The sequence below is a fragment of the Lelliottia nimipressuralis genome (genome assembly GCF_004115925.1).
GTDB classification, from domain to species: domain Bacteria; phylum Pseudomonadota; class Gammaproteobacteria; order Enterobacterales; family Enterobacteriaceae; genus Enterobacter; species Enterobacter nimipressuralis.
Genome location: NZ_SDDX01000019.1, coordinates 32,210 through 58,076, shown reverse-complemented (window position 1 = coordinate 58,076; position 25,867 = coordinate 32,210). Strand labels below are relative to the sequence as shown.

Annotated in this window: 24 protein-coding genes; 6 read left to right on the top strand and 18 right to left on the bottom strand. The window is 55.5% G+C overall.

The genetic code is table 11. The features are described from left to right. Window position 1: 1 nt before the first annotated feature. Genes ulaD through ulaA form a run of 4 tightly spaced genes read right to left on the bottom strand, consistent with a single transcriptional unit; the run spans window position 2 to window position 2,861 of the window. Window positions 2-652 carry a 3-keto-L-gulonate-6-phosphate decarboxylase UlaD gene (ulaD, locus tag ETG88_RS15045; RefSeq protein ID WP_129035687.1) on the bottom strand — a complete coding sequence of 217 codons (651 nt, stop codon included), beginning with the start codon at window positions 650-652 and terminating at the stop codon, window positions 2-4. Window positions 653-665: 13 nt separating this feature from the next. Next, a complete protein-coding gene (gene ulaC, locus ETG88_RS15040; protein ID WP_102104443.1) occupies window positions 666-1,133 on the bottom strand; it encodes a PTS ascorbate transporter subunit IIA in 468 nt (155 codons plus the stop codon). 9 nt (window positions 1,134-1,142) lie between these two features. Beyond that, window positions 1,143-1,448, bottom strand: coding sequence for a PTS ascorbate transporter subunit IIB (gene ulaB / locus ETG88_RS15035; protein WP_107702391.1), 306 nt, complete (start codon window positions 1,446-1,448; stop codon window positions 1,143-1,145). A gap of 15 nt (window positions 1,449-1,463) precedes the next feature. After that, window positions 1,464-2,861 carry a PTS ascorbate transporter subunit IIC gene (gene ulaA, locus ETG88_RS15030; RefSeq protein ID WP_129035686.1) on the bottom strand — a complete coding sequence of 466 codons (1,398 nt, stop codon included), beginning with the start codon at window positions 2,859-2,861 and terminating at the stop codon, window positions 1,464-1,466. Window positions 2,862-3,221: 360 nt separating this feature from the next. Between ulaA and ulaG the strand changes: the two genes are divergently transcribed. Further along, complete coding sequence (ulaG, locus tag ETG88_RS15025; protein ID WP_129035685.1) at window positions 3,222-4,286, top strand: L-ascorbate 6-phosphate lactonase; 1,065 nt, start codon at window positions 3,222-3,224, stop codon at window positions 4,284-4,286. 111 nt (window positions 4,287-4,397) lie between these two features. Beyond that, window positions 4,398-5,153, top strand: a complete 756-nt coding sequence (gene ulaR, locus ETG88_RS15020; protein ID WP_129035684.1) for an HTH-type transcriptional regulator UlaR — start codon at window positions 4,398-4,400, stop codon at window positions 5,151-5,153. Here the strand turns inward: ulaR and yjfP are convergent. Further along, on the bottom strand, window positions 5,150-5,878 hold the full coding sequence (gene yjfP / locus ETG88_RS15015; RefSeq protein WP_129035683.1) for an esterase: 729 nt from the start codon (window positions 5,876-5,878) through the stop codon (window positions 5,150-5,152). The genes ulaR and yjfP overlap by 4 nt on opposite strands. 138 nt (window positions 5,879-6,016) lie before the next feature. Here yjfP and bsmA point away from each other — a divergent pair, with 138 nt between their 5' ends. From bsmA to ETG88_RS15000, 3 genes are all read left to right on the top strand, one after another. Then, window positions 6,017-6,346, top strand: a complete 330-nt coding sequence (bsmA, locus tag ETG88_RS15010; protein ID WP_129035682.1) for a biofilm peroxide resistance protein BsmA — start codon at window positions 6,017-6,019, stop codon at window positions 6,344-6,346. A 136-nt stretch (window positions 6,347-6,482) separates the two neighbouring features. Further along, a complete protein-coding gene (gene yjfN / locus ETG88_RS15005) occupies window positions 6,483-6,770 on the top strand; it encodes a DUF1471 family protease activator YjfN (protein WP_100777887.1) in 288 nt (95 codons plus the stop codon). Window positions 6,771-6,941: 171 nt separating this feature from the next. Next, window positions 6,942-8,873 (top strand): methyl-accepting chemotaxis protein, encoded by a 1,932-nt coding sequence (locus tag ETG88_RS15000; RefSeq protein ID WP_129035681.1) that lies wholly within the window; start codon window positions 6,942-6,944, stop codon window positions 8,871-8,873. Here ETG88_RS15000 and ETG88_RS14995 read toward each other — a convergent pair. After that, entirely contained in the window at window positions 8,870-10,492 is a 1,623-nt protein-coding gene (locus ETG88_RS14995; protein WP_129035680.1) for an isovaleryl-CoA dehydrogenase, read from the bottom strand. The two genes, ETG88_RS15000 and ETG88_RS14995, sit on opposite strands and share 4 nt — an antisense overlap. A 191-nt stretch (window positions 10,493-10,683) precedes the next feature. Here ETG88_RS14995 and ETG88_RS14990 point away from each other — a divergent pair, with 191 nt between their 5' ends. Then, window positions 10,684-11,973, top strand: a complete 1,290-nt coding sequence (locus ETG88_RS14990; RefSeq protein WP_129035679.1) for an MFS transporter — start codon at window positions 10,684-10,686, stop codon at window positions 11,971-11,973. A gap of 84 nt (window positions 11,974-12,057) precedes the next feature. Here the strand turns inward: ETG88_RS14990 and rlmB are convergent, their stop codons facing one another. The 12 genes from rlmB to amiB form a co-directional block, all read right to left on the bottom strand. After that, window positions 12,058-12,789 carry a 23S rRNA (guanosine(2251)-2'-O)-methyltransferase RlmB gene (rlmB, locus tag ETG88_RS14985; RefSeq protein WP_095280487.1) on the bottom strand — a complete coding sequence of 244 codons (732 nt, stop codon included), beginning with the start codon at window positions 12,787-12,789 and terminating at the stop codon, window positions 12,058-12,060. 70 nt (window positions 12,790-12,859) lie between these two features. Next, a complete protein-coding gene (gene rnr / locus ETG88_RS14980) occupies window positions 12,860-15,307 on the bottom strand; it encodes a ribonuclease R (RefSeq protein WP_100777891.1) in 2,448 nt (815 codons plus the stop codon). 38 nt (window positions 15,308-15,345) lie between these two features. After that, the gene (gene nsrR, locus ETG88_RS14975) at window positions 15,346-15,771 is read right to left on the bottom strand and encodes a nitric oxide-sensing transcriptional repressor NsrR (RefSeq protein WP_100777892.1); all 426 of its coding nucleotides are present in this window, start codon (window positions 15,769-15,771) and stop codon (window positions 15,346-15,348) included. Between the two features lie 201 nt (window positions 15,772-15,972). Next, complete coding sequence (locus tag ETG88_RS14970; RefSeq protein ID WP_100777893.1) at window positions 15,973-17,271, bottom strand: adenylosuccinate synthase; 1,299 nt, start codon at window positions 17,269-17,271, stop codon at window positions 15,973-15,975. A gap of 102 nt (window positions 17,272-17,373) precedes the next feature. After that, entirely contained in the window at window positions 17,374-17,571 is a 198-nt protein-coding gene (locus ETG88_RS14965; RefSeq protein ID WP_095280484.1) for a DUF2065 domain-containing protein, read from the bottom strand. A gap of 71 nt (window positions 17,572-17,642) precedes the next feature. Beyond that, window positions 17,643-18,647: a protease modulator HflC gene (gene hflC / locus ETG88_RS14960; RefSeq protein ID WP_100777894.1), complete on the bottom strand. Its 1,005-nt coding sequence runs from the start codon at window positions 18,645-18,647 to the stop codon at window positions 17,643-17,645. Window positions 18,648-18,649: 2 nt separating this feature from the next. Then, window positions 18,650-19,912 (bottom strand): FtsH protease activity modulator HflK, encoded by a 1,263-nt coding sequence (gene hflK / locus ETG88_RS14955; protein WP_100777895.1) that lies wholly within the window; start codon window positions 19,910-19,912, stop codon window positions 18,650-18,652. 60 nt (window positions 19,913-19,972) lie between these two features. Next, the gene (gene hflX, locus ETG88_RS14950) at window positions 19,973-21,253 is read right to left on the bottom strand and encodes a ribosome rescue GTPase HflX (RefSeq protein WP_100777896.1); all 1,281 of its coding nucleotides are present in this window, start codon (window positions 21,251-21,253) and stop codon (window positions 19,973-19,975) included. A 74-nt stretch (window positions 21,254-21,327) separates the two neighbouring features. Next, the gene (gene hfq / locus ETG88_RS14945; RefSeq protein WP_006810391.1) at window positions 21,328-21,639 is read right to left on the bottom strand and encodes an RNA chaperone Hfq; all 312 of its coding nucleotides are present in this window, start codon (window positions 21,637-21,639) and stop codon (window positions 21,328-21,330) included. An 85-nt stretch (window positions 21,640-21,724) separates the two neighbouring features. Beyond that, the gene (gene miaA, locus ETG88_RS14940; RefSeq protein ID WP_129035678.1) at window positions 21,725-22,675 is read right to left on the bottom strand and encodes a tRNA (adenosine(37)-N6)-dimethylallyltransferase MiaA; all 951 of its coding nucleotides are present in this window, start codon (window positions 22,673-22,675) and stop codon (window positions 21,725-21,727) included. Beyond that, window positions 22,668-24,509 carry a DNA mismatch repair endonuclease MutL gene (gene mutL, locus ETG88_RS14935; protein ID WP_129035677.1) on the bottom strand — a complete coding sequence of 614 codons (1,842 nt, stop codon included), beginning with the start codon at window positions 24,507-24,509 and terminating at the stop codon, window positions 22,668-22,670. The genes miaA and mutL overlap by 8 nt, the downstream gene beginning before the upstream one ends. A gap of 9 nt (window positions 24,510-24,518) precedes the next feature. Then, window positions 24,519-25,862 (bottom strand): N-acetylmuramoyl-L-alanine amidase AmiB, encoded by a 1,344-nt coding sequence (gene amiB, locus ETG88_RS14930; RefSeq protein WP_129035676.1) that lies wholly within the window; start codon window positions 25,860-25,862, stop codon window positions 24,519-24,521. Window positions 25,863-25,867 lie beyond the last annotated feature (5 nt).

Here is a 25,867-nt window from a genome sequence, read left to right as displayed (position 1 = left end):
CTTATCCCCACAGCTGGGCGATAGAGCGTTTAAACTGACGCGCAGCCTCTACCGGTGAAACCGCATCACGAATGCTGCGCCCGGCAATAAAGACGTGAATCGGAATGCCTTTAAACAGCGGTAAATCCTCCAGCGCCAGACCGCCGGTCACCGTCACTTTGAAGCCCATCTCCGAAAGACGTTTAATTGCGCTGATATCCGCGTCGCCCCAGGCGACACCAGCAGCCTGCGCGTCGCGGCTGCGGTGATACACCACCTGCTGAATGCCCGCATCACGCCACTCTTGCGCCTGCTCCCAGGTCCAGTAGCCGGTCAGCTCAATCTGTACATCGCCATTAAACTCGTTTGCCACTTCCAGCGCGCCTTTGGTGGTGTTGATATCGGCACAGCAGATCACCGTCACCCAGTCTGCGTTCGCTTCAAAACACATGCGGGAGAGAATTTTCCCGGCGTCGGCGATCTTGGCGTCGGCCAGTACGATTTTATGCGGGTATAGCGCTTTCAGGTCACGGACGGCGCGGACGCCTTCCCCGACGCAGAGAATGGTGCCGACTTCGATGATGTCCACCTCTTCCGCAATCAGACGCGTGGTTTCATACGCATGGGCCATCGTTTGGTTATCCAGTGCGACCTGCAACATCGGTACTGACATTTTCACTTCCCTCTTAAACTGCCGCCGCAGTGGCGTGATCGATTAATTCCAGCACTTCCTGCTCGGTACGGCAGGCGCGTAAACGGTCGAAATTGGCTTCATCATCAAACAGGTTAACGATCTGCATGATGCCCACTTCCTGGTGAGTCGTCGCATCGACTGCCGCCAGGGTGATCAGGATATCGACCGGATCGTTATCCTCATGGTTAAACACCAGCGGCGACTTCAGCGTCACCAGCGCAAAGCCGGTTTTTTTAACGCCCTCTTCCGGGCGGCCATGCGGCATAGCCAGACCCGGTGCGATAACAAAGTACGGGCCGTGCTGCGCCACGCCGTCGAGGATGGCCTGGTAATAGCGCGGCTCAACCACATCGGCGTTAACCAGCAAATCGACGCCCAGTTTGACGGCGTCCTGCCAGGTGCTGGCCTCGGCCTGAAGCAGGATGGAATGGTTCTCCGCCAGCGAATCTCGTAATTTCATGACGCGTCCTTATTTGATATCGCCAGGGAAGTGCGCTTTGATGACCTCCATCAGCTTCGGACCAAAATCGGCAGCCGAGAGCATGTTGCGCACGCCCACCACATATTTATTGCCCGTCACCGTGATCTCTCCTGCGATATGCGTGGAGGCAATAATCACATCCGCCCCGTTCAGCTCGCTTTTGTATTCGCCCACGGCACAGCTATTTACCGAATGATCAACGCCCTGCCCGGTGAGAAACTGGTCCACTTTCATTTTCATGATCATGGAGCTGCCCTGTCCGTTACCACACACTGCCAGAATACGTACGGTCATAATCAAAACTCCTTATTAAGCAGACTGCTCTGCCAGTTGTTTCTCTGCGTCTTCTTCAGCGCGAAGTGCGCGTCCGGCGAAGACCATATAAACCAGTGCAATCAGGATAATGATGGCCATAAACGCGAGCCCGATGGAGGCGAAGCCCTGCATCATCGGCGGCGCCAGAATCGACCAGTCGGCCATGCCCATCCAGGCGCTCATGCCGGTCAGTTTGACCGCCCATACGCAGCCGAAGATTTCGATCATCCCCATCACCAGACAAATCTTCAGCGCCGCGCGCCAGCCGCCGAAGTGGTTAGCAAACACGCCGATGGTGGCGTTAGAGAAGAACATCGGGATAAAGCCGGGAATGATCAGAATGGAGGAGCCGCAGCCAACCAGAATGCCCACGGCAATCAGCTGGCCGATGGTGCCCCACATAAAGCCCCACACCACGGCGTTCGGCGCAAAGCTATAGATTGCCGCACAGTCGATCGCCAGAACGGCACCGGGGATCAGGCGCTGAGAGATACCGTTAAAGGCTTCGGAAAGTTCAGCCACAAACATGCGCACGCCCTGGGTGATGATGAAAATCGCCACCGCGAACTGGAAGCCCGTTTGCAGAATGTAGATAGTCCAGTGGGTTTTGCCGGCCATCGCCTGCACAACGTCAATGCCGAAGGAGAGCAGGATCGCGCCAAAAAAGAGGGTCATGACGATGGCGGTGGAGACAATATTGTCGTGGAAGATATTCAGCCAGCCGGGCAGTTTGAGATCTTCAACGCTCTCCTCTTTCTTACCAAGGTACGGCGCAACTTTATACGCAATCCAGGAAGCGAACTGCTGCTGGTGACCAATCGAGAAACCGCAGCCGTCGGTCACTTCCTGCGTCGGTTTGTACATCATGTTGGAGGTAATACCCCAGTAGAGCGACACCAGCACCGCCGTGCAGATAATGGTGGTCCACATCGGGTAGCCGAAGATATAGAAGAAGACGGCAATCAGACCCGCCTGCTGGAACATGATGTGCCCGGTGAGCATGATGGTCCGAATGCCGGTAATACGCCGCAGCAGGACGAACGTAATGTTCAACGCCAGCGCGAGCAGTACCGCATATCCTACCCAGCTGTAAGCGTCGCCCATGCGTTCAATGGTCGCCATCATCGAGGCGTAGGTGTCAGAGATGGCACCGTTAATGCCGTAAACTTCCGACATTTTGGCGACAACAGGTTTGAACGTGCTGGTTAATATGCCTGACCCTGCCTGCAGCAACATAAACCCGATAATCGTTTTGATGGTGCCTTTAACAATTACGCTCGCGCTTTTGCGTAACAGGATATAGCCGAGGCAGGTCACAATACCCAACAACAGCGGCGCATTGGTCATTACCTGATTGAAGAAAACGGTAAAGACGCTGTAGAGGATTTCCATAACACACTCCAGAAAGTGAGGGTACGAAGGATAAACTGCGTACAAGAAGTGCCCTCACTCTAGTAATCACAAATAATCATCACAAGATTGCATTTGATTATTTGTGACGCGTCACGCAAATTATTTCCCTGCACTTTATAGTGATTTTCATTCAGCATTCACCATCACCAATTTTTTCTTTAAATTTATATAATTAACCCAACAAGCTAACAATTAAGCTTGTTTGCAAGCTCGCGCCAGGCATCCATGCCCGATCCATCAATCAGTAAAATCGCCATTGAAAAGCTGATTTAATGGTGACAATATAAATCATAACACGTCACATTGTGATTAATTATGATTGAAACAGGGAGTCAAACGATGAGTGAAGTAAAATCCATCACCCGCGAATCATGGATTCTGAGCACTTTCCCGGAATGGGGTAGCTGGCTGAATGAAGAGATCGAACAGGAACAGGTCGCACCGGGCACCTTTGCAATGTGGTGGCTGGGTTGCACCGGGATTTGGCTGAAATCGGAGGGCGGCGCAAACATCTGTGTCGATTTCTGGTGCGGGACGGGCAAGCAGAGCCATGGCAATCCGCTAATGAAAGCAGGACATCAGATGCAGCGCATGGCTGGCGTGAAAAAATTGCAGCCGAACCTGCGCACCACGCCGTTTGTGCTGGATCCGTTCGCGATTCGTCAGATCGATGCCGTGCTCTCAACCCACGATCACAACGATCATATCGACGTGAATGTGGCAGCAGCGGTCATGCAAAACTGCGCCGACGATGTGCCCTTTATTGGGCCACAAACCTGCGTGGATCTGTGGATGGGCTGGGGTGTGCCAAAAGAGCGCTGCATCGTGATGAAGCCCGGCGACGTTGTGAAAATCAAAGACATTGAGATCCATGCCCTCGACGCCTTTGACCGTACCGCATTGATTACTCTGCCTGCCGACCAAAAAGCGGCTGGCGTGCTGCCAGACGGCATGGACGAGCGCGCGGTGAACTACCTGTTCAAAACGCCTGGTGGATCGCTCTATCACAGCGGCGATTCGCACTACTCCAACTACTATGCGAAGCACGGCAACGAGCATCACATCGACGTAGCGCTGGGATCGTACGGGGAAAACCCGCGCGGTATTACCGACAAAATGACCAGCGCCGATATGCTGCGCATGGCGGAAGCGCTCAACACCAAAGTCGTGATCCCATTCCACCACGATATCTGGTCAAACTTCCAGGCCGATCCACAGGAGATCCGCGTCCTGTGGGAAATGAAAAAAGATCGTCTGAAGTATGGCTTCAAGCCGTTTATCTGGCAGGTCGGCGGCAAATTTACCTGGCCGCTGGACAAAGATAACTTCGAATACCACTACCCGCGTGGTTTCGATGACTGCTTCACGATAGAACCCGATCTGCCGTTCAAATCGTTCCTGTAGTGGCGGAACTCAGGTTGCCAGGCGAGTCGCCTGGCAATTCTCTCATTTGCTTAGTATTTTCAGGCTATTTCAAATATCATCTTTTAAAATCAATTTATTTCGGAATAGCTCATGACGGAAGCGCAACGGCATCAAATTTTACTGGAACTCCTGGCGCAAACCGGCTTTGTCACCGTCGAACAAGTGATTGATCGCCTGGCGATCTCCCCAGCCACGGCGCGGCGTGACATCAACAAACTGGATGAGAGCGGGAAGCTCAAAAAAGTACGCAACGGTGCCGAGGCGATCAGCCAGCAGCGCCCACGCTGGACGCCGATGAATATCCATCAGGCGCAGAATCATGATGAAAAAGTGCGTATTGCGCGGGCGGCTTCGCAGCTGGTGAATCCGGGGGAAAGCGTGGTGATCAACTGCGGCTCCACGGCCTTTTTACTGGGCCGCGAGATGTGCGGGAAACAGGTGCAAATCATCACGAACTATCTGCCGCTGGCCAATTACCTGATCGACCAGGAGCATGAAAGCGTGGTGATCATGGGCGGCCAGTACAACAAAAGTCAGTCCATCACCCTCAGCCCACAGGACAGCGAAAACAGCCTGTATGCCGGGCACTGGATGTTTACCAGCGGTAAGGGCCTGACTGCCGACGGGCTGTACAAAACCGATATGCTGACGGCGATGGCGGAGCAGAATATGCTAAACGTTGTCGGAAAACTGGTGGTACTGGTCGACAGCAGCAAAGTAGGCGAGCGCGCCGGCATGCTGTTCAGCCGAGCAGAACAGATCGACATGGTGATCACCGGCAAAAACGCTAACCCTCAGATCCTGCAAAAACTGGAGGATCTGGGTGTCACCATCCTTCGCGTTTAGAGATGCTTTTGGAAAAAACCGGTCGTGGCATCCAGCGCCGTGGGCGTGATGCGATGCCCCACACCGGCTTCCCACAGGCAGGTCAGGTTTTTATCCAGCTCCTCACGCAACAACGCCTGCTGTAATCGGAATGTCTCGGCGGCAGGCACAATATCGTCTGCTTCGCCGTGCCAGAGCAGCAGAGGGCGGTCTGCCAGACGCGGTAAGGCGTGTGTCACGTCCCACTCCGCGAGGGTTGCCAGAACGCTTTCAACGTCCTGCGCCTGTGGCGGAAAGAGGGTCTGCGACAGAGAGGTAAAGTATCCCGACCCCATCAGGCTCGCTACGCATTTTACCTCCGGGTGGCGCGCCATAATGCCCAGCGCGGTCATCCCGCCCATCGACGCCCCCGCGACGGCAAGACGTTCATCGGCCACCAGCCCCGCCGCATAAAGCGCATCGCGAAGCCCAGCGAACTCCGTCAAACTGCCGTGTAATATTTGCCAGAACTGCCCTAACCGCGCCTGTTCATCACCTGTGAAACGCGCCCCATGCCCGGGTGCATCCGGCATCACCACGCGAAAACCCGCCTGCGCCAGCGCGACGGCAAAATAGCTGTAAACCAGTTTTGATGAGGTAAACCCATGATAAAAAATAATAACGGGTAAAGGTTGTTCACTTAATCCCGCCGGGAAAGCGTGTAGAACTTCATGGTCGCCAAGCCGCTGTGTCTTAAGTTCAATCATCGTCGATCCTCTTTCTAATGGGTGATTCATAATCTTGAGAACTGGATTACGCTTTCACGATATTTTCATTCGAAAATGACGTCACAGATAACAGTTTGGGAACATTCCCCCAAAATGAAATTCGCAGACATCTACACTATGGCTATCAGGAAACGAGATATGGTTATGCGCAGGTTCGCTGCTTTATTGCTGGTGCTGCTGTTAACAAGCTGTAGCGTGCTGGAAGGAACACCACAGCCCGCCCCGGCCGCCACCAGTTATCCTCAGGAAATTCGTCGTAATCAGACCGAAGGATTACAACGTATGGGTACCGTCAGTGTGCTGGTTCGTGGCTCACCGGCGGATGCGGAGGATGCAATAAAAGCGAAAGCTATCGCCGCAAAAGCAGATTACTACGTCATTATTATGGTGGATGAAACCATTATTACCGGACAGTGGTACTCGCAAGCCATTTTGTATCGCAAATAACTGTCAGGATTTAAACGACATTTACACTGCTTTGCGTCCATAGACGTTTTCCTGTCCACAATAAACTCCATGCCTGTGACAATGGAAGTGAGTTTATTTGCGAAGGATTGCCCGGCGGATACCGGAGACATGTGAAATGGAGCTGACAATGAAACGATCTCTTGCTTTGACCTCACTGCTGCTCTCAGCGGGGCTGATGAGCACAACCGCGCAGTCAGCCGAATTTGCCAGCGCTGATTGTGTCACAGGCTTAAATGAAATTGGCCTTATCTCCGTGAATAACATTTCAGGGAGCCCGCAAGACGTGGAACGTGTGATTGCATTTAAAGCGGATGAGCAGGGTGCTTCGTGGTATCGCATTGTCCAGATGCAGGAAGACCGATACGCCGACCAGTGGCGAGTACAAGCCATTCTTTACGCCTGACACAGCCCGATAAAAGCCACTTAATTTTAGTGGCTTTTGTATTTTTACCAATCTATTATCTTTAACGCTACCAAACAGAGACATCGATGTAACATTCTGTTACATAAAGTTGATAAATGTTAGCTCCGCTCTGCCGTTGAACTGCCATACCTTTTCAACAATGAGCAATTTATGATCAACTTTTTCCGCCGTTCAGGCCTTGGCGCAAAGCTATCGTTACTTACCGGCGTGAGTGTCGCAACGCTCTTTCTGCTGTTCACTTTTCTTCTGAGCCATAAAGCCAGCCAACAGCTGGAAGCACTGGCAGTGGAAGATCTTCATAACCAGTCCACCGGCATCGTGGATATGGTGCAGATGTTTAATACCAGCCTGAGTGAAGAAGTTGAGAGTTACACTAAACTCTTCGGCACCTTTCTGCCCCAGCCGCTCAGCATCGATCCCGGTCAGCTACGCGCCATCAATGGCCAGAACGCCCCCTTGCTGAAAGGCGGCGATACCGAACTGCATGAAAACAACAGCTTCTCCGACGACTTTATGAGTCGTACCGGCGCGATCTCAACCTTGTTTGTCCGCAGCGGCAACGACTTTGTACGCGTAGCAACCTCCCTGCGCAAAGAGAACGGTGAACGTGCGATCGGTACCGTGCTGGACAACTCCAGCGCCGCCTTCAACGCCGTCACCAAAGGCGACGTCTATCGCGGCCTGGCCCTGCTGTTTGGCAAGCGCTACATCACGCAGTACCAGCCGGTTAAAGATGCGAGCGGTCAGGTGATTGCAATCGTGTTTGTCGGCGTAGATATCAGCCATTCCTGGAATGTGATGCGCGATAAAATTCTTAATCGCCGCCTGGGCGACAGCGGTCACTTTTACGTCCTGGATCGCAGCAACGGCAAAACACGCGGGCAGTATCTGTTCCACGCCATCGAAGAGGGCCAACTGCCAAAATGGGATAGCGTACTCCAGCAGCAACTGCTGAGCGGAAAAGAGGGCACCGTCGAGCGCATCAGCGACGATGGCCGCACGCTGAAAATGGCCTATACGCCGCTGCCGGGCTGGAACTGGACGATTGTCGGTGAAGTGGATAAATCCGTACTGCTGGCGAACGTCAACGCCTTACGTGACCGCTTCCTGCTGGCAGGCGTCGTGCTCTCGGCGCTGTTCGCTGCCGCGTTTGTCATTATCATTCGCCGCTGGTTAACCCGCCCTCTGCGCGATGTGATTCACCTTGCCCGCCAGTACGCCGCAGGCGATCTGCGCGCCGAACTGCCCGTCAGCCGTCAGGATGAAGTAGGGCAACTGATCGGCGCGATTAACGGCATCGGCGGCGGGCTTCAGCAAATCGTGCACCAGGTGCGCGAAGCCGCAGGTGAGATTCACCTTGGCACCAACGCACTGGCAGCCGATGCGGGCGAAATCTCCGGGCAGATCAACAAACAGGCCAGCAGCGTTGAAGAAACCTCCGCGAGCATGGAGCAACTGGCGGCCACCGTGCAGCAAAATGCGGCGAACATGGAACAAACGCAGCAGCTGGTACGGGAAACATCGCGCGCTGTCCATCACGGCGGGGAAACGGTCGGTAACGCTGTCGCCACCATGGATGATATTCGCGACGCATCGAAACGTATCGAAGATATCACCCGCGTGATTGAGTCCATCGCGTTCCAGACCAATATTCTGGCGCTGAACGCTGCAGTAGAAGCCGCGCGCGCCGGTGAACACGGCAAAGGTTTTGCGGTGGTGGCGCAGGAGGTCCGGGCGCTGGCCGCGCGCAGTGCAAACGCCGTTAAAGAGATCGAGCAGCTTATCGGCGACACGCTGAAAAAGGTAAGCGAGGGCCACCAGCTGTCCGAGCAAACCCGGCAGGCGATGGACTCGATCATCGTGCATATCGATAACATCAACCAGCTGGTCACGGAGATTAACCACGCCTCGCACGAGCAGTCGGCGGGGATCCGTCAGGTCAATCTGGCGATGACCCACATCGGCGAAGCAACACATATTAACGCCGACCGCGTATCGCGCAGCGAGCAAACCGCACACACGCTGCGCGAGAAAGGTTCACACCTGACCGAGCTGGTGAGCCTGTTCCGCATGAAGGGTTAACCGACTCGCCCCGTGGCGCGCAGCAGCAGGTCGTTTTGCACCTGTTCGCTCAGCAGCGAGCCGCCGCGGGGATCCAGCATCATGCGACACCAGGCTTGCGCCACCGGCGGCGAGGCATGTCGCAACATCTGCGCCCCGGCCCCCAGTAAAAAGAGCTGCTGGGTAATTTCCCGGCCCTGAGCCTCCTGCGGTTTACGCAGTTTTTGCTGCAGCTGCCGCCAGCCACGATCAAAATGACGATCCTGACCTTTCACCTGCGCGAAGTCTTCGTGCAGCACATTAACAATGCCCGAATGTTTCGTCAGAACCCGCAGTACATCCAGGCACATGATGTTGCCCGACCCCTCCCAGATGCTGTTCACCGGCATTTCGCGGTACAGGCGCGGCAATTCGCTCTCTTCGCAATACCCGGCACCGCCCAGCACTTCCATCGCCTCGGCGACAAAGGGAATTCCGCCTTTGCACACGCTGAATTTCGCTGCGGGCGTAAAGAGCCGCGCCCATGCAGATTCTTGCGGATCTTCCCGACGATCCCAGGCGCGCGCCAGGCGGAAAAGCAGCGCCGTTTGCCCTTCGAGCTGGAGCGCCATCCGGCTCAGCACATCGCGCATCAGTGGCTGGTCGATAAGGTTTTTGCCAAACGTCTGTCGCTGATGGGCATGATACAACGCGACCGAGAGCGCGCGGCGCATCAGTCCGTGGCTGCCCAGCGCACAGTCAAAGCGCGTCAGGCCGCCCATCTTCAGGATCTGGCGCACACCCTCGCCCTCTTCGCCTAATAGCCAACCGGAGGCGTTCATAAACTCGACCTCACTGCTGGCGTTCGACCGGTTACCGAGCTTGTCTTTCAGGCGTTCCAGCCGGACGGCGTTGCGCTGCCCGTCAGGCAGAATGCGCGGAACGAAAAAGCACGACAGCCCACCGTGAGCCTGAGCCAGCACCAGATGGGCATCGCTTTGTGGCACAGAGAAAAACCATTTATGTCCTATCAGCCGATAGCTACCGTCGCTGCACTTCTCTGCCCGCGTGGTGTTGCTCAGCACATCGGACCCGCCCTGCTTTTCGGTCATTCCCATACCGATAAGCAGCCCACGCTTTTGCGCGCCGGACGCCAGATGCGGATCGTAGCGATCGCTCAACAGCGGCGAGAGCCAGTCGTGGAAGGGTTTGGGAAGGGATTGCTGGAGTAACGGCGTGGCGGCGAAGGTCATGGTGATGGGGCAAAGCGTTCCGGCCTCAACCTGCGCGTGGAGCACAAACCGCGCGGCGCGGGCGACAAACGCCCCTTTACGCACCTCCTCCTCCCACGCCAGATTGTGGACCCGATTAGCGCATAGCCCCTGCATCAGCAGATGCCACGCCGGATGGAAGCGCACATCGTCCAGCCGCTCCCCGCGCGGATCGTAACGTAACAGTTCCGGCGGATTGGCGTTTGCGAGGCGGCCCAGCTCCAGCGACTCCGCCGTTCCGAGCTGCTGGCCGATGCTGGCGAGAAATTCGCTATCCCATTCCGCCCCTTCGCGTGCCACCGCCTCACGCAGCGCGCAATCGGACAGAAAAAGATTGCTGTTCGACAGGGGTACAGGCTGATTGAAAACCGTGTGTGTCTGCCAGTGCATATGTCTCCCTCCTTCAATGGCAATGAAGGTAAGTATGGACAGACTGCACAACGGCTGCATGGGAGTCGGGTCACAAGGCGACGATCTGATTGAAATCGTTCGTGAAACAGGTCACACAATATAAGAATAAACTATTTCACGTCGGCCATTCTGTTGAATAATTTATTCTCATCTTCCGAGAGAGAATCATTATGCAATCTTCCCAACGTGCGCCGGATGCGCACAAGCGCGCTTTAATTGCAGGTTCGATTGGCAACTTCATCGAATGGTATGAATTCGCGGTGTACGGTTTTATGGCGACCGTCATTGCGAAGAACTTCTTCCAGCTGGAAGGTGAAGCGGGGATGACCAGCCTGATCCTCACCTACGCCTCATTTGCGATCGCGTTCTTCTTCCGCCCGCTGGGCGCAGTCGTTTTTGGCCGCATCGGCGACCGCATTGGCCGTAAGCCGACGCTGATTATCGTGCTGGTGCTGATGACGCTCGCGACGGCCGCTATCGGCATGGTGCCGGTTTACGCCAGCATCGGCATTGCCGCACCGCTGATCATTACCGGGCTGCGCATTTTACAGGGCCTGTTTGCGGGCGGCGAGTACGGCGGTGCCGTGTCGCTGATGACCGAATTCGCCCCGCGCGGCAAACGGGGGCTTTACGGCGCGTGGCAATCCTTTACCGTGGCACTTGGGTTGCTGGCAGGCGCTGGCATCGTCGCACTGCTTTCGGTCGTGATGACGCCGGACGCGCTGCATGACTGGGGCTGGCGTATTCCGTTCTTCCTCGCGCTGCCGATGGGCGTGGTCGCTCTATGGCTGCGCGTCAGCATGGAAGAGACGCCGAGTTTTGTGCATCAGAAGGAAAAACCGGTGGTCGCCGAAGCGCACACCGCTGCCACGCTGAAAGCAATTGTGATGGGGATTGGCCGTGTGATGGTCTGGTCAGCCGCCGGGTATACCTATCTGGTGATCATGCCGACCTATCTGCAATCCGCATTGCATACGGGCTTTAACCAGGCGCTGCTGATTGCGGTGATTTCGAATATCGGATTTGCGCTGACGATTATCCCGTCAGGAATCCTCAGTGACCGCATCGGGCGACGCACGGTGATGGTGATGGCGACCGCGCTGCTGCTGATCCTCGCCCTGCCGCTGCTGAAAATTTTGCAGGCAGAATCCAGCACCCTGGCGGTGAAAGCGATGGTGGTGTTAATTGCGGGCGGTCTGGTGGGGATGCTCGCGGGGCCAGGGCCTGCGATGCTGTCGGAGATGTTCCCGACGCGCGTGCGCTATACCGGGCTGGGTCTGGCCTATTCACTGTCTAACGCCATTTTTTCTGGCTGCGCGGGGTTGATTATCACCGGGTTGATCAAGCAGACGGGGAATCTGGATATTCCAGCGTATTACGTGATGGCGACGGCGGTGGTGAGCATTGTCGCGCTGATGACGCTGAATAAAGATGACCATTTGCGGTCTTTAGAAGAGTAGTTTTCGGCCGGGTGGCAGCTTCGCCTGACCCGGCCTGGACGTTTTTGTAGACCCGGTAAGCGAAGCGCTACCGGGCACAAAAAATCACCCGCGCTGACGCACCGCTTCGAACAGGCAAATACCCGTTGCCACAGACACGTTCAGAGACGAGACGCTGCCCGCCATCGGAATGCTGATCAGCTCGTCGCAATGCTCGCGCGTCAGACGGCGCATCCCTTCCCCTTCAGCACCCATCACCAGCGCCATGCGGCCGGTCATTTTGCTCTGATAAAGGGTATGGTCTGCTTCGCCAGCGGTGCCGACAATCCAGATGTTCTCTTCCTGCAGCTGACGCATGGTGCGCGCCAGGTTGGTCACGCGGATCAACGGCACGTTTTCTGCCGCGCCACAGGCGACTTTCTTCGCCGTAGCATTGAGCTGCGCAGAACGATCGCGCGGTACAATCACCGCATGTACGCCTGCCGCATCTGCACTACGCAGGCATGCGCCGAGGTTGTGCGGATCGGTCACGCCGTCGAGGATCAGGAAGAACGGGTTATCGAGCTGGGCGATCAGATCCGGCAGATCGTTTTCCTGATACTGACGGCCCGGTTTCGCACGCGCGATAATGCCCTGGTGAACGGCACCCTCGCTTTTTTCGTCGAGGAACTGGCGGCTCGCCAGTTGAATCACCACGCCCTGGGCTTCCAGCGCATGGATCAGCGGCAGCAGACGTTTATCCTCGCGGCCTTTCAGAATATACACTTCCTGAAAACGCTCCGGAGCGCGCTCCAGCAGGGCCTGCACCGCATGGATGCCGTAAATCATTTCACTCATTGATGGTTCTCATTAATTGCTTTTGCCGGGCAATTCTACGCTTGCCCGGCCGACAAAGGGTGAGGGAGTGTTACTCCGCCACTTTTTTCTTCGCAGCACGCTTCGCTTTGGTCGCGGCCGCTATTTTCTGGGTCTTAGCGGATGGTTTTTTCGCGCCTTTCTCTTTCTTCGCTTTGGGTGGTTTTGGCGCTGCTTTGCCTTTATCACCACGGAACGCGGCATCCGGCTCGAAGTTCACCTTTTTGCCCGCCTGACGACGTCTGCCGCCGGTTTTACCGTTCGACCCTTTTTTCGCTTTTTCGCGCTCGGTTTTACCGACGTTACGCGGAGCACGTTCGCTTGAGATCAGACTGAAATCAATCTTACGTTCGTCCATGTTAACGGCTTCCACCTTCACTTCCACGCGATCGCCCAGACGGTAAGTCTGGCCACCGGATTCACCCGTCAGGCGTTGACCAACCTGATCGTAGCGGTAGTAATCGTTATCCAGCGAGGAGACGTGGACCAGGCCGTCGATAAACAGCTCGTCGAGACGCACAAAGAAGCCAAAGCCGGTGACGCTGGCGATAACGCCTTTAAAGACATTGCCCACCTGATCCAGCATGAAGTCACACTTCAGCCAGTCCGCCACATCACGCGTTGCTTCGTCGGCGCGACGTTCGGCCATGGAACAGTGCTGGCCAAGCTGGAGCATCTCTTCCATGGAATAGTGGTAGCCGCCCGTTTCGGTGGTGTTGCCCTTATGCCCCTGCTCTTGCGCCAGCAGATATTTAATGGCGCGGTGCAGCGACAGATCCGGGTAACGACGAATCGGCGAGGTAAAGTGCGCATAAGACTGCAGCGCCAGGCCGAAGTGACCGCGGTTTTCCGGATCGTAAATCGCCTGTTTCATGGAGCGCAGCAGCATGGTTTGCAGCATTTCCGCATCCGGACGATCGCTGATGGACTCCAGCAGCTCAGCGTAATCGCGTGGCTCTGGTTTACTGCCACCCGGCAGCTCCAGGCCCAGCTCCGCCAGCACCGAACGGAACGCGGTAATCGCTTCGGTGGTCGGTTTATCGTGAATACGGAACAGCGCAGGCTCTTTGGCTTTCTCAACGAAACGCGCCGCCGAGATGTTTGCCAGGATCATGCACTCTTCAATCAGTTTGTGGGCATCGTTACGCTGCGTCTGCTCGATACGCTCGATACGACGTTCAGCGTTGAAGATAAACTTCGCCTCTTCGCTCTCAAAGGAGATCCCGCCGCGCTCTTCGCGCGCCTGATCCAGCACTTTGTAGAGGTTGTGCAGCTCTTCGATGTGTTTGACCAGCGGCGCATATTGCTCGCGCAGTTCCTGGTCGCCCTGCAGCATGTGCCAGACTTTGGTGTATGTCAGGCGCGCGTGCGAGCTCATCACCGCTTCATAGAATTTATAGCCGGTTAAGCGCCCTTTGGTGGAGATGGTCATTTCACAGACCATACACAGACGATCAACCTGCGGGTTCAGGGAGCACAGCCCGTTGGAGAGCACTTCCGGCAGCATTGGCACGACCTGCGACGGGAAGTACACGGATGTACCACGGCTGCGGGCTTCGCTGTCCAGCGGGGTGTTGGGGCGGACGTAATAGCTGACGTCAGCAATCGCCACCCACAAACGCCAGCCGCCGCCGCGTTTTTTCTCGCAGAAGACGGCGTCATCGAAGTCGCGGGCGTCTTCGCCATCAATGGTCACCAGCGGCAGATCGCGCAGATCCACGCGGCCAATTTTGGCCTCTTCCGGGACCTGCTCTTTCAGATCTTTGACCTGATTTTCAACCGCAGCCGGCCAGACGTAAGGGATTTCATGCGTACGCAGCGCCATATCTACGGCCATGCTGGTGCCCATGTTATCGCCGAGCACTTCCACGATCTTACCAATCGCTTTGGTGCGGCGCGTTGGACGCTGGGTGAGTTCGACCACCACCACAAAGCCCATGCGTGCGCCCATCACCTCTTCCGGCGGGATCAGGATGTCGAAGCTCAGACGGCTGTCGTCTGGCACTACAAAGCCCACGCCTGCATCGGTGAAGTAACGCCCGACGATCTGGCTGGTTTTGGGTACCAGCACGCGAACGACGCGTGCTTCGCGGCGGCCCTTGCGGTCAGCCCCTAAAGGCTGCGCCAGAATCTGATCGCCGTGGATGCACATTTTCATCTGTTCAGAGGACAGATACAGGTCGTCTTTGCGGCCTTCGACGCGCAGGAAGCCGAAACCATCGCGATGGCCGATGACGGTGCCTTTGAGCAGGTCGAGACGTTCCGGCAGCGCGTAGCACTGGCGACGCGTAAAGACCAGCTGGCCATCACGCTCCATGGCGCGCAGGCGGCGACGAAGGGCTTCAATTTGCTCTTCGCCTTCAATGTTTAATTCAACGGCAAGTTCTTCACGATTGGCGGGCTTTTCGCGTTTTGTTAAGTGTTCGATGATGAACTCGCGGCTTGGGATAGGATTCGCGTACTTTTCTGCTTCGCGTTCCTGGAAAGGATCATGTGACATGTCGGTTCCTCCGTTGTCAGCTCCGGTGGAAATTTTCTTCATTCCACCAGCAATAATTTATATAGCGGTTGATTCTCTTCAACCAAATCGGCCAGCGTGTAGTTATCCAGTTCCTTGAGAAAACTTTGCACAGCCGTAGAAAGCGCCTTTTTCAGGCGGCAAGCGGGGGTGATGTGGCAGAAGTCGCTGCTGCAGTTCACCAGAGTTAATGGCTCCAGTTCACGTACCACATCTCCAACACGAATACTCTGCGCAGGTTTTCCGAGACGAATCCCCCCGTTTTTCCCGCGGACGGCAGTTACGTATCCCGCACGGCTAAGTTGATTGATTATTTTGACCATATGATTACGGGACACGCCGTACACCTCTGTCACCTCAGAGATACTGGTCATCTGTCCTTGTGGCAACGACGCCATGTAAATCAGCGCACGTAAGCCGTAATCGGTGAAACTCGTTAACTGCACATCAACCTCAGGAAAAGGGAAAAACGCGGTCTAACCGCAGAGATATTCACTATTGATGATAAACCAGCCAGATACTTAGCGGCTAATTTATTTGACTGAAAGGGGGAAAGAGGAACTAAAAAGCCGGATACGCGTTGCTTATCCGGCTTAAGAAGCGTTTTGTAGGCCTGGCAAGCATAGCGCCGCCAGGCAGAACGAGGTTTATGCGTCGAACGGGTCGCGCAGAATCATCGTTTCGGTACGGTCAGGGCCGGTAGAGATAATATCGATCGGCACTTCGGTCAGTTCTTCAATACGCTTGATGTAGTCCAGCGCGGCTTTCGGCAGACCGCTACGCTCTTTCACACCAAAGGTGGTTTCGGACCAGCCTGGCATGGTTTCGTAAATCGGCTCGATACCTTCCCAGTCGTCAGCGGCCAGCGGAGTGGTGGTCACTTCGCGGCCATCTGGCATACGGTAGCCCACGCAGATTTTCACTTCTTTCAGGCCGTCCAGCACGTCCAGCTTGGTCAGGCAGAAGCCAGACAGGGAGTTGATCTGCACTGCACGACGCACTGCAACCGCATCCAGCCAGCCGGTACGACGACGACGACCGGTGGTCGCGCCAAACTCGTTACCTTGCTTGCACAGGAACTCGCCGATGTCATCAAACAGCTCAGTCGGGAACGGACCTGCACCAACGCGAGTGGAGTAAGCTTTGATGATACCCAGCACGTAATCCACATAACGTGGACCCAGACCGGAGCCAGTCGCCACGCCACCCGCGGTGGTGTTAGAGGAGGTCACGTACGGATAGGTACCGTGGTCGATATCCAGCAGCGTACCCTGCGCGCCTTCGAACATGACGAAATCGCCACGTTTGCGCGCCTGGTCCAGCAGGTCAGACACATCCACAACCATACCGGTCAGGATGTCAGCAACCGCCATGACATCATCCAGCACTTTCTGGTAGTCAACGGCGTCTACTTTGTAGAAGTTCACCAGCTGGAAGTTGTGATATTCCATCACTTCTTTCAGTTTTTCAGCGAAGGTGGCTTTGTCGAACAGGTCGCCAACGCGCAGACCGCGACGAGCAACTTTATCTTCGTAAGCAGGGCCGATACCACGGCCGGTGGTGCCGATAGCTTTCGCGCCACGTGCTTTTTCGCGCGCCACGTCCAGTGCGACGTGATAGTCGAGGATCAGCGGGCAGGCTTCGGAGAGCAGCAGACGCTCACGAACCGGGATACCACGGTCTTCCAGGCCTTTCATCTCTTTCATCAGCGCAGCAGGAGACAGCACAACACCGTTACCGATGATGCTGGTCACATTTTCACGAAGAATGCCTGATGGAATAAGATGGAGGACGGTTTTTTCACCGTTGATTACGAGAGTATGGCCTGCGTTGTGACCACCCTGATAGCGTACAACATATTTAGCACGTTCAGTCAGAAGATCGACAATCTTCCCTTTACCTTCGTCACCCCATTGGGTGCCCAGTACGACAACGTTGTTACCCATTTTTCAAAATCACCGATTGCTTAAAAATGGATTCTACCACCGCTTTTTCAGAGTTACAGCACTTTTTGCCCTCAATATAATGCAAATCCGACCACTTTTTGATCAGCCAATCGTTTTCCTCAACATGTAGTAGATCACCACTCCTGCAACCACAAGACCCCCGCCAAAACGACGTAAAATATTATCCGGCAGTTGGGTCATGGTGGCGATCATTCGACGCCAGGCGCGCGGATAAAGCATCGGGCCAAGGCCTTCGAGCACCAAAACCAGAGCAAGCGCCAGCAAGATGGTGGAATTCATTTTAGCTCCTGATAAAAGAAAACCACCGCTCCGTTGAGAGCGGTGGTTTGATAACTCAAACGAGAAGGAGTTTATCGCGTGGCGTTGCCTGGCGTCTTCATATAACGGAAGAAATCGCTGTCAGGACTGAGCACCATCACATCCTGGTTGCTCTGGAAGCTGTTTTCATACGCACGCAGGCTACGGATAAAGGCATAGAAATCCGGATCCTGGCTAAATGCATCGGCAAACAGTTTCGCGGCTTCCGCATCGCCTTCACCGCGCATAATGCGGCCCTGACGTTCGGATTCTGCCAGCGTTTTCGTCACTTCATAGTCCGCTGTCGCACGCAGTTTCTCAGCTTCTTCCTGACCCTGTGAACGGTGGCGACGGGCAACCGCTTCACGCTCAGCGCGCATACGGTTGTAAATCGCTTCGGACACTTCCGCAGGCAGGTTGATCTGCTTGATACGCACATCGACCACTTCGATACCTAACGCCGCCATACTGTTCGGGTTGATCACCGGCACTTTGCCGTTGGTTTCAGCCTGAACACGCTCAGCCGCTTTAGCAATCGCATCGTCCGCTGCTGGCGTCGCAACTTCGTCTTCCGTGCCCGCAGTACCGGAGTTCAGCGCATCACGCACTTCCAGGGTCAGACGACCACGGGAGTCGGTCACGATGTCTTTCACATCCAGACGACCAATTTCAGAACGCAGACGGTCAGAGAACTTACGTTTCAGCAGCACTTCGGCCTGAGAAACGTCACCGCCGCCGGTTGCCAGGTAGTAACGGCTGAAGTCGCTGATACGCCATTTGATGTAAGAATCGACGATCAGGTCTTTTTTCTCTTTAGTGACAAAACGATCGGCCTGGTTATCCATCGTCTGGATACGAGCGTCGAGCATTTTCACTGATTCAATCATCGGGAGCTTGAAGTGCAGACCCGGTTCAAAGACCAGCGGTTTGTTTTCATCGTCACGAAGGACTTTACCGAAACGCATGGTAATCCCGCGCTCGCCCTCTTTCACCACAAAGATGGAGGTATAAAGTACGACCAGCGCAATGATGATAATCGCAATAACTGACTTACGCATCGTTATTCCCCCTGACGCTGGCTGTCGTTACGCTGTGCGTTGGCACGGCGTTGGTCCATGATGTCACCATCGCTTGAAGAAGACGTGGTATTGGCGCTGGAATTGCTGCTGGATGCCGGAGGCAGACGCAGCAGATTGTTTGCTCCGCTGTTATCCTGTTTTGCCGCAGGCGCATTACCGCCTTTCAGCATCTGGTCCAGCGGTAGCACCATCAGGTTGCCACCTTTGTTGTCGTTCACCAGCACTTTACGGGTGTGGCTCAACACTTTCTCCATGGTCTCGATATACAGACGCTCACGGGTAATTTCCGGGGCAGCTTTATATTCCGGCAGGAGCTTCGCGAAGCGAGCCACTTCACCCTGGGCTTCCAGGATGGTCTGAGTCTTATACGCACGCGCCTCTTCGAGGATACGCTGCGCCTGACCGTTGGCACGAGGCTGAACTTCGTTGGTGTAAGCTTCAGCTTCACGGATGTATTGCTGTTCGTTTTCACGCGCGGCAATTGCATCATCGAAAGCGGCCTTAACCTCTTCCGGCGGACGAGCGGCCTGGAAGTTGACGTCCAGCAGGGTGATACCCATGTTGTACGGACGGATGGTCTCTTCCAGCTCGCGCTGGGTATCGCTACGAATAACGGTACGACCTTCGGTCAGGATACGGTCCATGGTGTATTTACCGATCACGCCACGCAGGGCGCTGTCGGTAGCCTGACGCAGACTGTCGTCGGCGCTGGTCACACTGAACAGATAGTGCTGCGGATCGGTGACGCGGTACTGCACGTTCATCTCAACGCGCACCACGTTCTCGTCAGAGGTCAGCATCACGCCAGACGCCGCCAGTTCGCGTACCGATTCCACGTTTACCGCAGTCACGTTATCCACGAACGTTGGCTTCCAGTTCAGGCCCGGCTCAACCAGATGGCTAAACTTACCGAAACGAGTGACCACACCGCGCTCAGCTTCTTTAATGGTGTAGAACCCGCTGGCAGCCCAAATGATGACCACAGCAGCAGCAACAATGCTCACTACGCGGCCACCCATGTGCGGGCGCGGACCCTGAGTGGAATTTCCACCCGAGCCAGAACCTTTACCTGTACCGAAACCACCAAGCTTTTTGCTCAGCTTGCGAAAGATATCGTCCAGATCAGGAGGCCCCTGCTCGCGACCACCTTTGTTGCCATTTCCCCCAGAGTTGCCGCCTTGATTATTGCTGCTTCCCCACGGGTCGCGGTCTTGTCCGTTATTACCGGGCTGATTCCACGCCATGTATATGCTCCATATTTGTTATGCAAGGGCGAATTTTCAGGCTCGTGCACCTTTATCTGGTCAGACGACGTAGTCCACCAGCGTAGGTTCTTGTTTACAGAGGCGACGCCAGTCAACGATCGGCATACGCACCTGCATCCCCACGCTGCCGTCATCCTCCATCCACTCTTTTTCTATCGCCTGAAGCTGATAAAACCGGCTGCGCAGCCTGCCTTCCTGTGGCGGCAGACGCAGCGTGTGCTGAGCCACCTCACCAGAAAGACGTTCTGTCAAAGCCTGGAAAAGTAGTGGCACACCGACACCGGTCTGAGCGGAAAGCCAGACCCGAATCGGTTTGTTCTCTTCATCTCGGTCAATACGCGGCTCGAAATCGTCCAGCATATCGATTTTGTTCATCACCAGAAGCGTTGGGATCTCGTGCGCATCGATCTCTTCGAGCACGGTATTCACAGCGTCGATGTTTTCCTGCACACGAACATCCGCAGCGTCGATGATATGCAGCAGCAGCGTCGCCTGACGCGTCTCCTGCAGTGTGGCTTTAAACGCGGCCACCAAGTCGTGTGGCAAATGACGAATAAACCCTACGGTATCCGCCAGCACTGTTTCACCCACATCCGCAACGTCAATGCGACGCAGCGTCGGGTCAAGGGTCGCAAACAACTGGTCTGCGGCATAAACCTTGGCCTCAGTGATCTGGTTAAACAGGGTGGATTTACCGGCGTTGGTATACCCCACCAGCGACACCGTTGGGATGTCAGCTTTGGTTCGCGAACGACGTCCTTGCTCACGCTGTTTTTCAACTCTTGCCAGACGTGAGAGGATCTGGGTAATACGGCCGCGCAGCAGTCGACGGTCGGTTTCGAGCTGGGTTTCACCCGGACCGCGTAAACCAATCCCGCCTTTTTGCCTTTCAAGGTGGGTCCAGCCGCGCACAAGACGCGTGGCCAGATGACGCAATTGCGCCAGCTCAACCTGCAATTTCCCCTCGTGGGTACGTGCACGTTGAGCAAAAATGTCTAAAATCAGTCCGGTACGGTCGATAACACGACATTCGCACAGGGCTTCCAGGTTACGCTCTTGAGCCGGAGATAGCGCATGGTCAAACAGCACGACGGACGCGCCGGTTGCTTTTACGGCTTCCGCAATTTCGACTGCTTTACCTTCACCAACAAAAAACTTTGGGTGCGGCGCTTTACGGCTACCGGTAATCACCTGTAATGCTTCGACACCGGCGGAAGAGACCAGAGCTTCAAACTCCTGGAGATCTTCCATATCTTTGTCTTGCGTAAAATAGATGTGTACCAGTACCGCATGCTCGCCGGCATCATAACGGTCAAACAAGCGTATTATCCTCAAAATAAATCAGCGGGGAACGCAGAAACCTGGCTCCCCGTGTGGAAAAACAGCCCGTTACCTTATTCGGTTTCTTCGCTGTCCTGCGCAGGAGCAGAAGAGCCCTGTGCGTTGCTGCCATGATGGTAGTTACTACCGGTGCCGCCGCCAGCGTTGTTGCTGTGATGAGATACTGGACGAGACGGAACAACAGTAGAGATAGCGTGCTTATAAACCATCTGGCTGACCGTGTTTTTCAACAGGATCACGAACTGATCGAAAGACTCAATCTGACCTTGCAGCTTAATACCATTCACCAAATAAATAGAAACTGGAACACGTTCACGACGCAATGCGTTCAGAAACGGATCTTGTAAAGATTGCCCCTTAGCCATTCTATCTTTTCCTTATATGCTTGTTATGTACTTAGAACCTTGCGATTCTGAAAAATTGCGCACGATACGACTTAATTGTACACATTCAGTCTGCGATAGCACCCACAACCTGTAAAACTTCATTGTACGCCTGGTCTGGCTTCTCACTGTCTAACCAGTGGATACCGTCCCAACCGCGCAACCAGGTTATCTGGCGTTTCGCTAACTGTCTGGTGGCGCAAACACCTCGATAAACCATTTCATCGTATGAGATCTCACCTTCAATGTATGACCACATCTGGCGGTATCCGACACAACGAATGGAAGGCATGTCCGTATGCAAATCTCCGCGAGCAAATAGCGCCCGCACTTCTGCTTCAAAACCTGAAGCTAACATCTGATGAAAACGCTGCTCAATTCGTTGATGGAGCAGTTCACGGCTCGCCGGGGCGATGGCGAACTGATGCACCTGATACGGCAGAGCCTCTCCTGACGTTTGCGTCAGTTCCGTTAAAGTTTTACCCGAAATGAAAAAAACTTCCAGTGCCCGGGAAAGCCTTTGCGGATCATTTGGATGAATCCGTGCTGCGGCAACCGGGTCAATTTCCTCCAGCTGCTTGTGCAACGGGCCCCATCCCTGCTCTGCCGCCTGCTGCTCAATTCTGGCTCTCACCTCAGGGTCTGCGGATGGCAAGGGTGATAACCCTTCCAGCAGCGCCTTGAAGTAGAGCATGGTACCGCCAACTAACAACGGTATCCGGCCCGCTGCGGTGATCTCGGCCATTTGCGCCAGCGCATCGCGGCGGAAATCCGCTGCGGAGTACGCCTGCGACGGGTCGAGAATATCCAGCAGTCGGTGCGGTGCCGCGCGCAGTTCTTCTGCGTCTGGCTTCGCCGTGCCGATATCCATCCCTTGATAAATAAGGGCGGAATCGACGCTAATCAACTCTACTGGCAAAACTTTACGTAGCTCAATGGCTAACGCGGTTTTACCCGAGGCCGTTGGGCCCATTAAAAAAATCGCCTTTGGCAGGCTCGCCTTACTCACATCACTCATTTTTCAGGGCATTCATCGCCGAATCTAAATCAACACGTTGCAATAAACCACCCGGCGGTGCTTTGACCAAATGAGGGCAAAGACGTTCAACTTCGGCCAATACGGTAATGGCTTGCGCCATATTCCACGGATGATGGTCACTCGCTAAATGACGGGCGATCCACTGCGCGGTATTGGTGGCATCAAAGGTCGTTTGCTGCGCCAGGTAGCCTATCAGTTCAGGAATCAAGTTTTGTAAATTTTGTTGGCGTAAGGGTAAAGGCACCGCGCGAATCGTCACATGATGTGCCTCTAACACAAATTCGATGCCCATTTCCGCCAACAGCGCTTTCGCACGGTTTAAAAGGCCGGCTTCGTCCGCTGAAATTTTGAGTCGAACCGGAATCAACAGCGGCTGAGCACATGCCGCATTTGCCCCCGGCGTCAGCTGTGCCTGCTTCAGCCAGCGCTCCGCAACCGGTAACGCCAGCAGAGCCAGTTTCCCGTCACGCTCCAGCAGCGCCATATCCGGCGCAATGATGGTTAACACCCGACCAAAACTTTGGCTGTGGCCTTCCAGTGTGGGGGCCGCTGGCGCCACGGGCTCTTTGCGCTCTACGGCTGGAGTATCCAGCAATTTGCTATAAAGCGCACCCTGCTGCTTTTGATAACCCGGCGCATGAGGGTAATTCGCCCCGCTCGGGCGCGGTGCCGGGCTGGTCGAGGAATAGCGCGGGGTTTCGGGTTCACGGGCAACGGCGGGTTCTGCAAACTGGTTACGGCCAGCCGCCACGCGGTTTTCCGGGATCGGACGCGGCGCGGCGCTCTCTTCTTCCAGCGGTAATACCGCTTCCGCCTGCTGCTGTAAAACGCTCAGTACGCCCTGATAGATAAAATCATGGACCAGACGCGACTGATGGAAACGCACTTCATGCTTGGCAGGATGTACGTTGACATCCACCTGATGCGGATCGATTTCAAGATAGAGAACAAACGCAGGCTGCTGATCCGCGCCGAGTTTATCTTCACAGGCCTGGCGGATCGCATGGTTGATCAGACGGTCGCGCATCATGCGGCCATTGACGTAACAATACTGGATTTCCGCCAACGCCGCGTTCATGGATTTTGGATCGGCCACCCAGCCGCGCATCGCGAGATCGCCGTGCTGCCATTCAATTGCCAGCGCCTGTTCCAAAAAGCCAGTTCCGCAAATCGCCCCTAAGCGACGCTCTTTCTGCCCGCCTTCCGCAACGGCGCGATACTGGCGCATCACTTTGCCGTTGTGACTCAGGTTGATCGTCACGTCAAAACGCGCCAGCGCGATGCGGCGAATGATTTCGTCGATGTGGCCAAATTCGGTTTTTTCGGTGCGCATAAACTTGCGCCGCGCCGGGGTGTTGTAGAACAGGTCCAGCACTTCCAGCGTGGTGCCCACCGGATGCGCGGCGGGTTTGACGGTCACGTCCATGTCGCGCCCTTCCGCGTATGCCTGCCAGGCTTCCTGCTGTTCGGCGGTGCGGGAGGTGAGCGTCAGACGCGAAACGGAGCTGATACTGGCCAGCGCTTCGCCGCGAAAACCGAGGCTGATAATGGCTTCCAGATCGTCGAGAGAGGCAATTTTACTGGTGGCGTGACGCGCCAGCGCCAGCGCCAGCTCGTCTTTTTTAATCCCACAGCCGTTGTCGCGAATGCGGATAAGTTTGGCGCCGCCGCGTTCAATATCAATATCGATGCGGGTGGCTCCCGCATCAAGACTGTTTTCAACCAGCTCTTTCACGACCGATGCAGGACGCTCCACCACCTCGCCGGCGGCGATTTGGTTCGCAAGCTGCGGCGGCAGAACCTGAATCGGCATGATCTCTCCTTAGTTGGTCGCGCTCATGTCGCCAGGCAGGGCGGCGCTGGCGGTTTGACCCGCGCCCCCTTGTGGCGCTGACTGGAGCGGATGCGCGGCAAAATAGTTGCGCAGACCGTTATAAATCGCATCGGCAATTTGCTGCTGATAGCTGTCGCTGCCCAGCAGGCGCTCTTCGCCGTTATTGGTGATAAAGCCGGTTTCGACCAGAATCGACGGGATATCCGGTGAGCGCAACACCCCTAAACTCGCATGCTCAGGACGGCGTTTATGAATCGCACCGACGCGCTGAAGCTGGCTAATCACGTTCGTCGCCACATCATACCCGACGCGCTGAGAATGGCCGAATTGTAAATCCAGTACCGCCTGGCTGAGGTACGGGTCGGACTGGCTGTTCGCCAGTACGTCACCTGCGCCGCCGAGCAGTTCAGACTGTTTCTCATGCTCCTCGAGCCAGTTCGCCATTTCGCTGTTCGCACGACGATTTGACAGCACCCACACCGATGCACCGGTCGCGCTGCGATTCGGCGCGGCATCCGCGTGAATCGACACCAGGAAGTTGGCATTTTGCTTACGCGCCACGTCGGAACGCCCCATCACAGAGATAAAGTAGTCACCGTCGCGGGTCATGACGCCTTTAAACATCGGATCGTCATTCAGCAACGCCCGCAGCTTACGCGCAATCGAAATCGTGACGTTTTTCTCCTGCGTACCGCCCGGCCCAATCGCGCCAGGGTCCTGTCCGCCGTGACCGGCATCAATGGCAATGATCACTCTCTCATCGGACGACACCGCACGGGCGCGCGCCGCAGGACGCGTCACAGTATTGCTGCTGGTGACGCTGGTAAGACGATCGTTTTGCGCTTTGAACGGATTCCGCGCCGGTTCAGAAGGACGCGGCGCGACCACCGGCTGCTCTACACGTTGTGCCACGACGGGCGCTGGCGGCGGAGGGGGCGGCGGCGGAACATCGGCATTGATGGTAAAGACCACGGTGTAGTTAGCACCATTTTGCTGCTTCACCGCACGGGTTTTGCCGTTTTGCGTCAGATCCACAACCAGTCTCAGGGACTGAGGATCTTTTGCATTGCCGGAGCGAATACTTTTCACCAGGTTATTCCCGCTAAACTGCAGCGGTAGCCCCTGGATCACGCCGGTCTGTTTGATATCCAGCGCAACGCTACGTTTATCAACCTGGGTAAAGGCGTAATCGGGATCGCCCATAAAACTGAAGGTGATACGCGCCTGCGCATCACCGTTGGACACCTGAATGTCCGATAAGCTCGCCGCACCGGCCTGCGCGCACAGCAGCACCGTGGCGGTCAACAACCAACCTTTAACGCGATTAATCATCCCGT

Excerpts from the sequence above, each read along its gene's own strand:
- miaA (WP_129035678.1), bottom strand. The coding sequence starts at position 22,675 with ATGAGTGATGTGAGTAAGGCGAGCCTGCCAAAGGCGATTTTTTTAATG.
- ETG88_RS14995 (WP_129035680.1), bottom strand. The coding sequence starts at position 10,492 with ATGCACTGGCAGACACACACGGTTTTCAATCAGCCTGTACCCCTGTCG.
- ETG88_RS14965 (WP_095280484.1), bottom strand. The coding sequence starts at position 17,571 with ATGAATTCCACCATCTTGCTGGCGCTTGCTCTGGTTTTGGTGCTCGAA.
- ulaD (WP_129035687.1), bottom strand. The coding sequence starts at position 652 with ATGTCAGTACCGATGTTGCAGGTCGCACTGGATAACCAAACGATGGCC.
- rlmB (WP_095280487.1), bottom strand. The coding sequence starts at position 12,789 with ATGAGTGAAATGATTTACGGCATCCATGCGGTGCAGGCCCTGCTGGAG.
- amiB (WP_129035676.1), bottom strand. The coding sequence starts at position 25,862 with ATGATTAATCGCGTTAAAGGTTGGTTGTTGACCGCCACGGTGCTGCTG.
- hfq (WP_006810391.1), bottom strand. The coding sequence starts at position 21,639 with ATGGCTAAGGGGCAATCTTTACAAGATCCGTTTCTGAACGCATTGCGT.
- ulaC (WP_102104443.1), bottom strand. The coding sequence starts at position 1,133 with ATGAAATTACGAGATTCGCTGGCGGAGAACCATTCCATCCTGCTTCAG.
- ulaG (WP_129035685.1), top strand. The coding sequence starts at position 3,222 with ATGAGTGAAGTAAAATCCATCACCCGCGAATCATGGATTCTGAGCACT.
- bsmA (WP_129035682.1), top strand. The coding sequence starts at position 6,017 with ATGGCTATCAGGAAACGAGATATGGTTATGCGCAGGTTCGCTGCTTTA.
- ETG88_RS14970 (WP_100777893.1), bottom strand. The coding sequence starts at position 17,271 with ATGGGTAACAACGTTGTCGTACTGGGCACCCAATGGGGTGACGAAGGT.
- yjfP (WP_129035683.1), bottom strand. The coding sequence starts at position 5,878 with ATGATTGAACTTAAGACACAGCGGCTTGGCGACCATGAAGTTCTACAC.
- ulaB (WP_107702391.1), bottom strand. The coding sequence starts at position 1,448 with ATGACCGTACGTATTCTGGCAGTGTGTGGTAACGGACAGGGCAGCTCC.
- rnr (WP_100777891.1), bottom strand. The coding sequence starts at position 15,307 with ATGTCACATGATCCTTTCCAGGAACGCGAAGCAGAAAAGTACGCGAAT.
- ETG88_RS15000 (WP_129035681.1), top strand. The coding sequence starts at position 6,942 with ATGATCAACTTTTTCCGCCGTTCAGGCCTTGGCGCAAAGCTATCGTTA.
- hflC (WP_100777894.1), bottom strand. The coding sequence starts at position 18,647 with ATGCGTAAGTCAGTTATTGCGATTATCATCATTGCGCTGGTCGTACTT.
- hflK (WP_100777895.1), bottom strand. The coding sequence starts at position 19,912 with ATGGCGTGGAATCAGCCCGGTAATAACGGACAAGACCGCGACCCGTGG.
- yjfN (WP_100777887.1), top strand. The coding sequence starts at position 6,483 with ATGGAGCTGACAATGAAACGATCTCTTGCTTTGACCTCACTGCTGCTC.
- ulaR (WP_129035684.1), top strand. The coding sequence starts at position 4,398 with ATGACGGAAGCGCAACGGCATCAAATTTTACTGGAACTCCTGGCGCAA.
- mutL (WP_129035677.1), bottom strand. The coding sequence starts at position 24,509 with ATGCCGATTCAGGTTCTGCCGCCGCAGCTTGCGAACCAAATCGCCGCC.
- ulaA (WP_129035686.1), bottom strand. The coding sequence starts at position 2,861 with ATGGAAATCCTCTACAGCGTCTTTACCGTTTTCTTCAATCAGGTAATG.
- ETG88_RS14990 (WP_129035679.1), top strand. The coding sequence starts at position 10,684 with ATGCAATCTTCCCAACGTGCGCCGGATGCGCACAAGCGCGCTTTAATT.